The sequence below is a fragment of the Paenibacillus sp. VMFN-D1 genome (assembly GCF_003386155.1).
Classification (GTDB): domain Bacteria; phylum Bacillota; class Bacilli; order Paenibacillales; family Paenibacillaceae; genus Paenibacillus_AQ; species Paenibacillus_AQ favisporus.
Map to the genome: position 1 here is coordinate 1,458,048 of NZ_QRDU01000001.1, position 13,947 is coordinate 1,471,994.

Here is a 13,947-nt window from a genome sequence, read left to right on the forward strand (position 1 = left end):
AGATCTATTTGTTGGTGCTATGACTCATTATAATCTGCTTATCTTCCGTCGTGAAGGAGAGTCGGAGATAAGACAAGCTATACCGAAATTCGCATTGATCAGCTGTTCGCGGCTGAAGAGAATCATATTGCAAGGCTGGTCCAACTATCGAAAACGAAGGAGAATATTATGGTGAAATCAGAACAGATCGAACGTGGGCATTGTTTCAAGGGAAAACGGGTTGTTGTTCTTGGAGGAACGTCCGGAATCGGGTTTGCGGCAGCCGAAGCCGCTGCATGGGAAGGGGCATCCTTGGTCGTAGTGTCCAGTCAAAAGGAAAGAGTTGACCGTGCTGTCTCACGTTTGCCTGAAGGTACCCAGGGATATGCGGTTGATATGACAAATGAGGAACAAGTTCGTCAATTTTTCAGCGAAATCGGGGAATTCGATCACTTAATCTTTACTGCCGGCGATCCATTGATGGTTGAAAGTCTGGACGCCACCGACGTCGACACAGCGTACCGATGGTTTAATGTGCGATACTGGGGAGCGTTTATGGCCGCCAAATACGGCAGCCGAAATATCAGACAGGGAGGGTCAATCACGTTGACTTCCGGTGTTGCCGGAGTTCGTCCACAGAAGGGGTTTACTGTCTCAGCCAGCATATGCGGCGCCGTTGAGTCCCTCACCAGGGCGTTGGCCGTCGAGCTGAGCCCGCTTCGTGTCAACGCCGTTTGTTTCGGACTTATGCGTACCGAGTTGTGGGATGCTGTTCCTGAGGAACAACGGAACGCAATGTATGAACATACTGGGAAATCATTGCCGGTTGGGCGAGTCGGTGAACCGGAGGACGGCGCTGAGGCGTTTCTCTACTTAATGCGCGAGAAATATTCCACCGGTCAGATCATTGTCGTAGATGGCGGTTCTACTCTGGTTTAAGTTTCTTGAACTATGAACGGTGAACGTAAGTCACTTCCATCAAAACCCACCGGAAGAGGCTCTGCCTCACAAATATCTCCGCTTTACTCTTACACAAATTGTTAATTCCATACGATGTATTGATAGCTAGAGGGCTCCTGGAATGTAATCGAAATAAGCATTCAGTGTTACATGAACTTTCAAGCGAGAGCATTGGCTGAAGGGATACATCGGGTCACAACAAGAAGAGCTCCGGTACACCCGGAGCTCTTCATCATCACTGCCAATTCCGCTTATAAAGCACAACGAAGAGTATGCCGCCAAACACACTAAGCGCTATAAAAATCAGCATCATATTGCTGTACAGCGCGGCCGTTTGGCTCGTTAAGGTCCCAACTATCGGAGCTTTCAACCACGGCTTCGTCAGCAGTCCGCCGACACCGGCTATGCCGATCCCTTCCGCGAGGAAGCAGGTGAAGTTGAGCATGCCAATACCGGATCCCGTTTCATTTTCTTCCAGCGTACTTGCGACACTTGTGGAAACAGCGGTTTTTACAAACGATAGGCCACCAAATGTCAGAATCATCGATGCTGAAATAACCCATGGTGTCCGATCCGTCAAGAACAGGACGACTAGAAAACCCGTGGTAATCATGCACAATCCGGTCAGCATCGCAGCTATATGACCGCGTCGGTCAGCAAGCATCCCGCCAAGCACCCCGAACAGAATGACGCTCAGAGTGCCTGGGAACAATATTGTGCTTCCGATGAGGCGCGTCGGCATATCGTACACTGAACTCATCAGATAAGGCACCATGGAAATAAAACCTGCGACTGTGCCGAGAAGCAGTGCGCCTGTAAGCACGGCCGAAAGGTACCTTTTCTTCCGGAACAGGAACGGTTCCAAGAACGGCTCCCGGTGCCGACGAATATGAAAAGCAAGAAGCGCAAACAAAACAATCGTTGTAGTCAAGTAGATCCAATGAAGCAGCGTCATAAACAGCGCAAAAGACAAAATGCCTGAAGACAACAAGATCGCTCCAGTTATATCAAATGCTTTTCCCTCTGTCGGCTCGTCAGGCAGCGTTCGAAGTACGAACGGCAGGGCCAGAAGCGACAGCAGCGGCAGCGCAAACAACAGCGACCAATGCATGTAGCCGGAAACCGTACCTCCGATGACCGGGCCGAGTCCCTCGCCAAAGGCAACGACTGAGCCAATCAGGCCGAAAGCTTTGCCCTGATTTTCCGGTTGAACAACCTTGACGATCATCACCATAATGAGCGACGGAATGGCCGATGCCCCGATTCCCTGAAAAACACGCGCGGCCAGTACGCACGGATACCATCCATAACCCAACAGGCCGAGTAACGAACCGAAACCGTAGGTTAGCATACCGAACAATAGCAGCGTTCGAATGCCTGCATGCTCTGATATTTTGCCATACACGGCGACGCCAATAGCGAAAGAAATTGAAAAGCAGGTGTTGGTCCAATTTGCAGCTGAAGGTGCGATGTGGAAATAAGTGGCGATTTCCGGTAACGATACGTTAAACATGGTCTCGTTCATGACACTGAAAAACGTCAAAATGCTCAACCGCAGGATGAATCGCGACACTTGAACTTCGTTTCTGTGCTGCACTTGAATATAACCCCTTTAAATGAAGGGGAATCGCAGTTTATAGGGTCAATGATGCGCTTTCCCCTAAATGTTGTACCCTTGCTAAATTGTATTGCCTCATGATACGCTACGCCTCCAAATTAGAAAAAATGTAAAAAAACAGCTCAATTATATCATAACCGCTTAAACGACATAAGCTTTTTTGTGCCAGGGATAAGCTGATGTTCGCATAGATGGAGTTACATCGCTATATATGCGCAGCAGGAGTTACGCTAACGGGCAGGATAACGTAATGATTTTCGCGAAATACATCATCTAAATGATCTGCCCATATTTTTGAAGCAGAGTGAACAAGGAGGAAAAGATAATAGAGTTTATGAAAAATCGATTAGAACAAGACATCATTTCAACAGCGGAGAGCTTTGCGGAAAATTTTTCGGATCGGGGTCATTTTGATTTTAGTATTCAAAGTCTACGTAAGCTAGACGATATTCTCGAAGAGTTATGTGATTATAAACTAGATAACGACGCATTGAATTCTGTTTCATCTATGGCTGGAAGTTACATCTTTGAAGTGGCAAGAAGGAATTATGGAGGCCAGTACTATTGGGTACAGGATAGAGACCAACCTGTTTTGGTTACCGGTGAGCCTGATTATTCAATTTCTATATTTGCATTTGACAAAGTTAAAGGCAGAATCCAGAACGGTAAAGAAGATGAGATTCCATATTATTTTGACGGCTATATTGAGGCAGTTAAAAAAGGTAAGAAAACCGGATACCGTGCTACTATAGTTTAGAGGATAGGAGATGAAGCGAACGAGCAGTCGCAGCAATAGGAAGAAAAACAAGTACATTTTTACATTCAGGGCTTTTACACTGACCCCGACTCAACATCGGGGCTTTTTTTGTTTTGTATGGATGATTGCGTAGAAGTTAGCGTCTTACTAAATTGAAAGGGAGATGTAAGGAAAGCCGATAGCTTAGGCCAGCCTCGCAGGATAACATTGGAGCAAACGAAAACCGAGATTTTCTAAAAGGAGGAAGCGAGATGAGGCTGTTTGAAGTGTTGCTCTTGTTGTCGAATATCGGCTTATTTGCCATAACAGTTCTATTGAAAAAAGGACGGCGTAGAGTTCCAGTATTCGTTGTAAGCGGGATCGCCACAATTTTACTGGTCATTCATTGGACGGTGGAAGGATACAGAGTTCAGCTCCTATTCTCATATGGTATTACGATCATATATTTAGCCATTTCAGGTTATCGCTATTTTAATAAAAAAGGCCCCAGAAAAAACCCTCGATTTATGTTGGGTTCAGTTTATACCGCAATAGTGATCATGCTGGTCGTCACAGGGGGTCTCATGTATGCTTTCCCGGTGTTTAAACTACCTGAGCCGACAGGCAATTTTAAGGTAGGTACGCAAACTTTTCATCTCGTGGATACAAAAAGGGAAGAAATTTTCGACGAAGCCAGAGATCGTAAGAGAGAGTTGATGGTTCAGGTATGGTATCCGGCTCAAGCAGGCACTGGTAAATACGCTCCCTTTATTCCAAATACCCCGATTTTACGTTATATGGCTGCGAATTATGGCCTTCCCGGATTTACATTTCAACACCTGAAGTATGTATCCAGTCATGCCTATTCGGGGGCAGAAATCTCTTCGGCACAGACATCATATCCGCTGATCCTTGCGAATCCCGGCAACGGTTCTTCCAGGTTCCTCCACACGTCGCAAGCCGAAAATCTCGCAAGTCACGGATATATCGTAGCCGTGATCGACCACACCTTCAATACAATTGCAACCGAGTTTCCGGACGGTCGAATCACGACCAGCACAACCGACAATTTATTCTCGCCCGACCATGATTACGCGACGGAAAGAGAGAATCGCGACAAGTTGGGAAAAGTGTTAACCGACGATGTGGCATTTGTGCTGGACCAATTCGAGCTCATCCAATCGGGGCAGATACCAAGTCAACTACATGGGAGGATTGATCTCGGTCATGTCGGGGTGTTCGGTCATTCCATCGGCGGGGCGACGGCCTATGATGCTGCTTACGATCCGCGCATTGCGGCGGGAATAGATCTTGATGGAGGGCTTTATCGTCTGCGTGACAAAGAGGGGCTGCGAAAGCCATTTTTATTCATTAACTCGGAAAGCTATTTCGAACAATTAACAAGGGTGATGAATAACCAAGTCTACTCGGATGAGGAGCTTAACCGTATGGGGTCAACAAGAGAGTGGGAGGATCAAGTAGCGGCGGATAAAAAGGTGGAGCTTGAACGGATGCGCGAAACGGTCGAGGAGGGGGGACAAGTCCTATATATCGAGAATACGGAGCATTTGAATTTTACTGACATACAGTTCATTTCTCCGATTTTTAAGATACTGGGCATCACAGGGAAAATGGCGCCGGAAAGAGCGAACACCGTTATCAATGCCTATATGCTGGATTTCTTCGATATGTATCTGAAAAATCAAGGCGGAACCTTAATGAAAGGAGAGGATAGCCGCTTTCCGGAGGTGAACCGGATGCGATAATGCAACCAGTAAAATTTATAACGAGGAGAACGGCATCCTAAATAATACGAAGAAGGGAAATCCCTCTAGGTCTCCCTTCTTTGAACTACATGTTTTAGACCAGGAGTCTGCTAAACGCAAGGCTTAGGAGTTGATTACCAAGCGTAAATGCCTTTCTCATCCAGAAACTCGCCGTTATGACGTTTGCCATCTATGGCATAACCCACGATAATGGCAGCAGCGGCTTCCTTGGATTTACCGCCTGAGGCATTGCCGTTGAGATCGGTGGTTGTGAACCCTGGCGTTACCGCAAAGACTTGAGCGCCGCTGTTTCTAACTTCATAAGCCATCGATAATGTCATGGCATTGTTTGCCGTTTTGGAGGAATTATAATCAAAAGCGTTTAGAGTGGATTCCGCATTTTGCATATGATCCAGGGAGGCCATGTCGGTTGAGACGTTGATGATGGTTCCTTCGTTGTTCTTGATCAACGGGAACAGACGCTGGTTCAAACGGAAGGTGCCGAAAAAGTTAACTTCAAAGGCGTTCCGCAAATTCTCCTCTTTAGTATCCATAAACGAGCGGGAGAATGCACCAGGCATGCCAGCGTTGTTAATCAGCAGCTTCAGGTCAGGATAGTTTTGTTTGATCGTATTGGCAGCTTGTTCAATAGACTCTAAGGATTCCATGTCTACTTGTACAAATTCTACGTCGAGCCCTTTGGAAGTCAACCCGGATACGGCTGCCTCGCCGCGTTCGGTGCTGCGGGCGCCTAGAATGACTTTCCAGCCGGCTTCACTCAGCTGCTTCACGATTTCAAATCCGATTCCTTTATTTGCTCCGGTTACAAAAGCGTTTTTTTTCATTCAAATCCCTCTTTCTGTATAATGGTTGTGCTACCTGATCTATAAGTTACTATGCTACACTTAGTGTAGGTCAACAGAAACTTTTTAATAAGTGAGGGGTTATATGCTTACAATCGGAGAAGTAGCGAAATCAGTCGGAATCAACATCGGTGCAATCCGTTTTTACGAGAGAAAAGGGCTGCTGGAACCGGCTGCGCGCAGCGAGCAGAATAACCGTTTATATACGGAGAACGAGTTGAATTGGCTGGTGTTTATCAAATGTCTGCGTGAAACCGGAATGAGTGTGGATGATATCAAAATGTATTACGACAAGGTCAAAGAGGGTACCTCGACCCTTCCGGAACGAATTCAGCTGATTCAAGACCAGAAGCAAAAGCTGCTGGATGACATTGAAGCGAAAAAAAACCAGCTCGTCCATTTGGAACGAAAGCTTGAACGGTATTATCGCGGGGAAAATTACTAGAACTCTGGGGTAAAAATAGGTATAGGAAAGATGCCAAAAGCATACACAATTGCAGCAATGTTATCGATTAGGCACCGAAAGAGCTTCTGCTTTGAGGAAAATAAATAAGGGATTGATACGAGCTTTTAGATAAACTGCCCCTAGACTTGAACGTAACTGTTCGAGCGCTAGGGGTTGTTTATTAGGGAGAGCTATTCGGACGGTTCTTAAGAGAGTCTTTATCACAAGTGGAAAATGAAGCAGATTTGTTCAAATATCGACTCGGGCGAAAGGCCGCGGACATCTCTTTGGATAGAATAGAAGTCACGGCTCAGCACCATCTGGAGCATATCGGCTTTAAAAACACTGTCGCTGTTTGCACTTAATGTTTCGGAAGCTGCCATTTTGTCGAATAACGACACAAAAATTTTGTTCAGCTCATTGTAGATGGGGCTGCTTGTCCGCGACTTGGGTCGGCTTGTCTGCGAGGAGTCTTCGACGCCGATCAAGAGCTGCGATTTCTTCTCCCTGAACTGGATGAACAAACGGATAAAATATTTCAACTGCTCTTGCGCCGGTTCCATTCGGTGTTGCTCCAAGTAGGACTCGTATTCCTCGAATAGAAGGTCGGCGCTGTCGCGGATCAAATCCAGGCACAATTCGCTTTTGTTCTTGTATCGGCGATAGAGCGTTCCAGGCCCGACCTGCGCTTCCGATGCGATCTGGTTCATGCTGACGGCTTCTACACCATGCTGTTCAAACAGCCGAAGCGCCGCATCCAAGATGCGCTGACGATTCGCCGCCGCGTCGCGGCGTTCGGAACGGGCTGGGGATGTATCGGTTTCTTTCATATGCACATCACGTCCCTTGAATTTTAATTTCGATCACGGTTGACAAGTGGAGACATCTCCGCTTAATATGAAGTGGAGGGTTCTCCGCTTAATCATATCATATGGATTAGGAGTGTTCAACGAATGACACAAATCAATTCTGCTTTATTAGTTATGGACTTGCAAAACGCTATTGCCGGGCACCTTGGCGACAAGCAAGCGCTGTTCCCGTACAAGATGGCGCTGGAAGCCGCACGCAATCACAACATTCCGGTCATCTTCGTGCGAGTCGCCTTCCGCGAAGGCTATCCGGAGATCAGCCCGATGAACCGAATGTTCGCGAGAGCGGCTCAATACGGCGGCATGACAGTGAACGACGAGACGACGCAAATTCATCCGGAGCTGGCGCCTCAGCCAGGAGAGTCGATTGTTACCAAGAAGCGCGTCAGTGCCTTCTCCGGCAGCGATCTGGAGATGATTCTTCGCGCTAAGGGCATCAACCAGCTTATTCTGAGCGGTATCTCCACGAGCGGCGTTGTACTGTCGACATTGACGGAAGCAGCGGACAAAGATTATCAGCTTACCGTTCTATCCGATGCTTGCTTCGATCCCGATCCAGAAGTTCATCGCATTCTGCTCGAGAAAGTATTCACTAAACGGGCGGATGTTGTGACGGTAGACGCGTGGGTCGATACTTTGGTGTAAAGAAGGCGCATTTGTAATGCAGATATGGAAAAGAAATTTATGGGTCTGCTGGTTCGGCATGTTCATGACAGGTATAGGCATGAGCCAGATTGCGCCTGTTTTGCCTCTCTTTATTAAGCAGCTCGGTGTTGAGAACGCATCCTGGATCTCCCAATTGTCCGGCGTCGCATTCGGTGTGACTTATATTATCTCCGCCATATTCTCGCCAATCTGGGGACGCGCGGCTGACAAATACGGTCGCAAGCCTATGCTGCTCAGAGCCAGCCTTGGCATGGCGATCGTCATCGGCTGCATGGGCTTCGCGCCGAATGTCTACTGGCTGATCGGCTTGAGGTTGCTGCAAGGCGTCATTACAGGCTATGGCACAGCCTGCACAACGCTGATCGCGACCCAGACGAGCAAGGAACATTCGGGTTGGGCTCTGGGCACGCTATCAACGGCCAACATCGCGGGCTCCCTGCTCGGACCGTTGATCGGCGGCTTAATTGAAGAGCATTTCGGGATGCAGAACATTTTCTACATCACAGGTGGCTTCATGTTCATCGCCTTCCTGACGACCTTATTCTTCGTGAAAGAGACGTTCGTCCGTACGGAAAAAAAGGTGCCGAGCTTCAAGGAAGTCTGGGCTCAAGTTCCGCAGCCAAGCTTAACGATCACCTTGTTCATTACGTACTTCGTAATGTCGATCGCCACGTATTCGGTCCAACCGGTGCTTACGGTCTTTGTCGATCAGATCGCGCGAAATCTGGGCCATGTCACATTGATCTCAGGAGCGATTTTCTCGGCTTCGGGATTGGCTAATATCATTGCTGCTCCTCGGTTGGGGAAGATGTCAGATAAGATCGGGGCACATCAGATCATGCTCTTCACGCTGATCGTGGCAGGTATATTGTTCATCCCGCAGGCGTTCGTCCACAATCCTTGGGAACTGATGGCGCTTCGCTTCCTGCTAGGATTGGCGGCAGGCGGGCTAAATCCTTCGGTCAACGTCTTACTGAAGAAGATCACCCCGTCCAATTTGACAGGCCACGTGTTCGGATTGAATATGTCGGCTGCCTATCTCGGCGTCTTTGGCGGTTCGGTGCTTGGCGGTCAAATCGCAGGGCATTTCGGCGTCCGATATGTTTTCCTTGTCACTGGCGCATTGCTCTTAATGAATGCCATTTGGGTTTACTTCAAAGTGTACGGCAAGCTGCAGAGGGAGAAATTGCTAGAATAACGCCCAGAAACAAAGCAAGAAACAAAGCTCAGAAACAAATTGCATGCACAGCCAAAGCTAAAAACGCCCCAAAGTGATATGTATTTATTTTCTGTTGCTGGGGATCAAGGGGCCAGAGTCGCGACCCGATAAACGAAAGGAGCGCATCAAATCATGCAGATCAAGTGGTATGGCCATTCGTCATTTCAGTTCACCTCAGACGCCGGAACCAGGATTCTTATCGATCCCTACTACAAGTTCCTCGGCTACCGCATGCCGGTCCCGATCGAATCGGACATCGTCGTCGTGACCCACGATCACGGAGATCACAATAAGATTCAAGCCGCCTCAGGCGATTACTTGGTCGTGAACGAGCCGAAGGAGTACGGCGTAGGAGACGTGGATATTAGCGGCTTCCGCACGTTCCACGACAAGGTGAACGGTCAGAAAAGAGGCCCGAACATCGTGTTCCGCTTCCGGATGGACGGGTTGACGATCTGCCACTGCGGGGATCTGGGTCATCTGCTAACGGAGGAGCAAGCGAACGCCATCGGCCCGGTGGATGTCCTCCTCGTTCCCGTGGGCGGAAGGATGACGCTGGACGGGGCGGAGGCGGCACAGGTGATGCGGCAATTGCAGGCGACCGTGGCGATTCCGATGCACTACAGCACGAAGGAGCTCGGCCTACTCGGACGAATGTTCTTCGCCAAGGAGGGTAAGTTTCTCCAGGCTGTAGGGGCGAAGACGACCCACGTTCAGACGCTGAACTTGTCCAAGGAGAACGTGCCCCAATATGCCGGGACCGTGACGATGGATTATAAATAGCAGCCAACCAGCTTCCGCGCGGAAGCTGGTTTTTTCCTTTCTCCTCAAGCTTGGCTTCTGCCTTCGAATGAACTCTGCGAAGAGCTGGGGCAAACTTTTAAGCCGATCGGTCTCCCTTATCTCTGCTTTGTTTAGCTCGATCCAAAGTGAAGCAAGAAATTATGGATGCATCATTCGGTTTAATCAAAGTTTCATGTTAGTTGATTTTTTTAACTGAAATTAATTATGACTCCATTGTCACCATTCCACTCCTTTCGTTAGACTTATTAATGGAAGGTGATGATAATGAGAGAAATCAATATAGCCGAGGTGCTTGCTCGAAAACGAAAAGAAAAGGGCATGACCCAGGAGGATGTCTCCAATTTTATAGGAGTATCCAAAGCCTCGGTCTCCAAATGGGAAACAGGCCAAAGTTACCCGGATATTACAATGCTGCCGCTTCTTGCCTCATTCTTTAATACAACCATTGATGATTTGATGGATTATCGACCGCAATTAGAACCGGATGATATTCGAAAACTATGCGATCAGTTATCCCGTGCTTTCGATTCACAACCATTGGATGAAGCTTTGAACCAATGCCGTGAAATAACGAAGAAATACTGCGCCTGCTTTCCGTTGCTAAAAAAAGTGGGAATGTTGATCCTAAACCACAATACGCTCTTGCAAGATGTTTCTGAGATGAATGCGTTGATCCAAGAGGCAAAGAGGCTTTTTGTACGAGTGAAAGAAGAAAGTGACGACATAGAGCTCATCCATCAAGCCGTGTATTTGGAAGCAAGCTGCTGCATGGCCCTTGGCGACCCTAATAAGGCACTGGACCTGCTTGGGGAAATGAACCCGCCACTCATGCCCGTCGAATGGATCAAGTCTTACGCATACCAAATGCTTGGTAACACAGACAGCTCGAAAGCTTTCCTCCAAATGGGCATGTACCGGCATGTCGTTACATTGTTCGGACTTATGATCTCTTACTTAATGACTTCGGCGGATCATATTAAAACATTCGAAGAGATCTATCGACGAGCACTTGCCATAGCGGAAGCTTTCGATTTTAAACATCTAAACCCTAACCTGTATGCAAACCTTTTTCTTACAGCTGCTCTAGGGTATACGACTCTAGGAGATAAAGAGCAGGCGCTGGATAACCTCAAACGATTCACAGAACTCGCAGCTCGTCATCAGAAGTTGACTGCAGCAGGCGGGGACTCCTTTTTTGACTTGATCCATGATCAGTTAGCAGAGTGGGGTTCGGGGATGTGGTTCATGGGCAATACACAGCAACAGCGAAAAAAGATGTACGAAATGATTGCGAATCATCCCGAGCTATCTGCGTTTGTGGATGATCCCCGTTTCAAAAAAGTATTGGATAAGCTCATCTGCAACGTTTGGGGGGAATTCCGTTGAATCTGACGATCCCTGCAAATGTCATGAGTAGAATCGGACCGTGGAAGAATCTTTTTAAACTAGTTCCCTTTATCGGAAAGCACCGATTGTCCTTTATGTTTGGGGTAGGCGCTGTTTTGGCGAGTTCTATATTAACAGTTCCCATCCCGTATCTAACAGGGATATTGCTTGATCGGGTTTTATTAAAAGATAAGAACATCAACGACATGTTTTTGTTGTTAGGCATGATGGCTGTTCTTTATCTGGTGCAGTATGCATTTTCTCTTTTATCTGGATGGCTGTTTGTTAAAATAAGTTATTCGATCGTTAACGAGTTAAAGTATTCGGTCATGTCAAAAGTATTATCATTGCCAATGAGTTACCTCTCAACCACCGAAAAAGGATACCTCCAAGGGCGGGTGGCCGAATGCAATTCAGTTGGAAATGCCTTTTCGCCAGTCATTATCAGTATGGTGCTTAGCGTATTAAATGCAATGTTTGCTGTGATCACGATGTTCGCGATTAATTATAAAATATCTTGCGTAGTTATAGTTTTAGTACCTGTCTTTATTTTTTTATCCAAATCATCCAACAAAAAATTTTTGAACAGCACAAGGGAAATGATGGAGTCGTCCGCCGTTTTAAGCGGGGAAGTCTTTGAATCCATGAATGGCATCGAGGACATCAAAATTCTCGGCGGCAAAGAGACGCAGCTCTTCAAATTTAAATCCAAGATGAATGAGCTGTTTCACCATAGCGTCAAACAAAACAAGTCATTGATTTTTTTAACCGAAAACGTCAGCTTGTTAAACAACTTATTCACCCTAATCATATTGTTAATCTCCGGCATCCTTATCTTAAAAGGGCAATTTACTGTCGGCATGTACACATCCTTTTCCCTATACACCACGAAAGTGTTTGCCAGTGCACAAAGTATCACATCCTTAAATACGATCTTGAAACCGGTTTGCTTGAGTGTCGAAAGAATTTACCAGCTATTGGACATGGAGGACGAAAACTGCGGTAAGGTTGTCGAGTTGGATTCAAGGATTGAAACGATAGAATTCCTCCGTGTAGGATATCGATATCGATCAGATCTGCCTCTGGTCTTTAATGACTTGACATTCTCGTTCATGAGAGGGGATAAGGTACTTCTTCTTGGGGATAACGGTACGGGAAAAACGACACTTATTAAACTTTTATTAGGGTTGTACCAGCCTGCCTTCGGAATCATTCGCTTTAACGGAATCCATGCCTCATCGATTCAAAGCGACTCCTTAAGGCAAAAAATTGGTGTGGTATCCCAGAGTACCTTTCTCTTCCGGGGGACTGTGTTGGACAATATTTTATACGGGCAAAATGGTAACCGCAGCACTGTTGAAAACCTGATTGGCGAACTTGGGTTGAAAGAGTATATAGACAGGATGCCAAAAGGACTGGACACCGAAATCAATCAAAACACTTCAGGTGTCTCGGGTGGTCAGGCTCAAATCATCGCTTTTATACGAGCCATGCTTGCCGAGAAGGATGTATTAATATTAGATGAACCCACTGCTAACGTCGACGAAGAGACTCGTCGCACCATCATTCACGCCTTACGGGAACAGCGATATATGGGTATATTGATTGTGATCTCGCATCAAATGGACGGAATGGACTTTTTTAATAAAACCATTCAGCTGACGAAGACCTTATAGAACCCAGAGAACTCCTTGATGGGGCTCATCTACAGAATCGCGGCAATTGGTCAAACGAGCAGTTGCCGTTAATAGCCGCGTTAAAATGCGGCTTTTTCCGTAGCCAATAAAGCTACCGTCCAATGAAATGACAATAACGGTAAATTATAGAAAATGTCCATCGACTGAGCAGGGGGGGAAGAAGAACCGAGTGCTATCAGCTGATACCCGCATAAACGGAGTTACAAAGCTAAACTAGCTTCAGGCGTAAAGCTAACCGGACAGGATAGTTCAGGCCGAACTATTTGAGAATTTTATGGAGAAATACATAGCATTGTTATCGTTATCATGATACGGCACCATATACATTGTAAATCAAGGAGGGATTAATCAATTCTAGAAAGGAGCTAATAAATGAATAAATACGTTAATGCAAAACAAGTCTTACCCAATTCTTTAGTAGAAGAAATACAAAAGTACATCCAGGGTGTGTATATATATGTTCCTAAGACCGAACGAGAAGCTTGGGGAACTAGTACGGGAATTCGAGAAGAACTTGACCAAAGAAATGAACAAATAAGAGAACAATATAATAACGGGTTTGAGGTATCAAGTTTGACGGAATTGTATGGTTTAAGTGAGGAAAGAATACGAGGAATTATATATGGATATATTTATCCAATAAAACAGAATACCGATGAGGTAGTAGAAGTACAAAAAAACCGTTTTATAAATAAAATAGAAGCAATAAGGTTGTTTAAAGAAAAATCACAAAAATATAAACTCCCCTTAATGGTTGTTGATGCAAAAACCGATATTCTCGATGATAAAGATATCCTTTACTTCTATTGTAAATGGAATTCCGATACTGAAAGTGAATGGAAAAGTTTGGAATGGATTGAACTCGGAAAAGAGCTATCTGAGATATTTGAACATACAGTCGGAATCCGTGAAGCATAAAGTACCTGAACAAGAAAGACT

Annotated in this window: 13 protein-coding genes; 10 read left to right on the forward strand and 3 right to left on the reverse strand. The window is 46.3% G+C overall.

The features are described from left to right. Positions 1 to 168 precede the first annotated feature (168 nt). Entirely contained in the window at positions 169 to 918 is a 750-nt protein-coding gene (locus tag C7820_RS06855) for an SDR family oxidoreductase (protein WP_116230305.1), read from the forward strand. A gap of 256 nt (positions 919 to 1,174) precedes the next feature. Here the strand turns inward: C7820_RS06855 and C7820_RS06860 are convergent, their stop codons facing one another. Further along, positions 1,175 to 2,536, reverse strand: coding sequence for an MFS transporter (locus C7820_RS06860; RefSeq protein WP_116230306.1), 1,362 nt, complete (start codon positions 2,534 to 2,536; stop codon positions 1,175 to 1,177). A gap of 355 nt (positions 2,537 to 2,891) precedes the next feature. Here C7820_RS06860 and C7820_RS06865 point away from each other — a divergent pair, with 355 nt between their 5' ends. Beyond that, on the forward strand, positions 2,892 to 3,314 hold the full coding sequence (locus C7820_RS06865) for a hypothetical protein (protein WP_116230307.1): 423 nt from the start codon (positions 2,892 to 2,894) through the stop codon (positions 3,312 to 3,314). A 251-nt stretch (positions 3,315 to 3,565) separates the two neighbouring features. Next, positions 3,566 to 5,059, forward strand: coding sequence for an alpha/beta hydrolase family protein (locus C7820_RS06870; RefSeq protein ID WP_116230308.1), 1,494 nt, complete (start codon positions 3,566 to 3,568; stop codon positions 5,057 to 5,059). A 134-nt stretch (positions 5,060 to 5,193) separates the two neighbouring features. On the opposite strand, the gene C7820_RS06875 is transcribed toward C7820_RS06870, so the two are convergent. Further along, positions 5,194 to 5,904, reverse strand: a complete 711-nt coding sequence (locus C7820_RS06875) for an SDR family NAD(P)-dependent oxidoreductase (protein WP_116230309.1) — start codon at positions 5,902 to 5,904, stop codon at positions 5,194 to 5,196. Positions 5,905 to 6,007: 103 nt separating this feature from the next. Between C7820_RS06875 and C7820_RS06880 the strand changes: the two genes are divergently transcribed. Continuing rightward, entirely contained in the window at positions 6,008 to 6,367 is a 360-nt protein-coding gene (locus C7820_RS06880; protein ID WP_116230310.1) for a MerR family transcriptional regulator, read from the forward strand. 221 nt (positions 6,368 to 6,588) lie between these two features. Here the strand turns inward: C7820_RS06880 and C7820_RS06885 are convergent, their stop codons facing one another. Continuing rightward, positions 6,589 to 7,197 carry a TetR/AcrR family transcriptional regulator gene (locus tag C7820_RS06885; RefSeq protein WP_116230311.1) on the reverse strand — a complete coding sequence of 203 codons (609 nt, stop codon included), beginning with the start codon at positions 7,195 to 7,197 and terminating at the stop codon, positions 6,589 to 6,591. 123 nt (positions 7,198 to 7,320) lie between these two features. Here C7820_RS06885 and C7820_RS06890 point away from each other — a divergent pair, with 123 nt between their 5' ends. The 6 genes from C7820_RS06890 (at position 7,321) to C7820_RS33655 (ending at position 13,926) form a co-directional block, all read left to right on the forward strand. Then, entirely contained in the window at positions 7,321 to 7,881 is a 561-nt protein-coding gene (locus tag C7820_RS06890) for a cysteine hydrolase family protein (RefSeq protein WP_116230312.1), read from the forward strand. Between the two features lie 16 nt (positions 7,882 to 7,897). Continuing rightward, positions 7,898 to 9,100: a multidrug efflux MFS transporter gene (locus tag C7820_RS06895; protein WP_116230313.1), complete on the forward strand. Its 1,203-nt coding sequence runs from the start codon at positions 7,898 to 7,900 to the stop codon at positions 9,098 to 9,100. 153 nt (positions 9,101 to 9,253) lie between these two features. Further along, positions 9,254 to 9,904 (forward strand): MBL fold metallo-hydrolase, encoded by a 651-nt coding sequence (locus C7820_RS06900; RefSeq protein ID WP_116230314.1) that lies wholly within the window; start codon positions 9,254 to 9,256, stop codon positions 9,902 to 9,904. 285 nt (positions 9,905 to 10,189) lie between these two features. Then, positions 10,190 to 11,311, forward strand: coding sequence for a helix-turn-helix domain-containing protein (locus C7820_RS06905; RefSeq protein WP_181908955.1), 1,122 nt, complete (start codon positions 10,190 to 10,192; stop codon positions 11,309 to 11,311). After that, positions 11,308 to 12,987, forward strand: coding sequence for an ABC transporter ATP-binding protein (locus C7820_RS06910; protein ID WP_220376639.1), 1,680 nt, complete (start codon positions 11,308 to 11,310; stop codon positions 12,985 to 12,987). The genes C7820_RS06905 and C7820_RS06910 overlap by 4 nt, the downstream gene beginning before the upstream one ends. A gap of 393 nt (positions 12,988 to 13,380) precedes the next feature. Further along, complete coding sequence (locus C7820_RS33655) at positions 13,381 to 13,926, forward strand: CD3324 family protein (RefSeq protein WP_220376640.1); 546 nt, start codon at positions 13,381 to 13,383, stop codon at positions 13,924 to 13,926. The last annotated feature ends 21 nt before the right edge of the window (positions 13,927 to 13,947 follow it).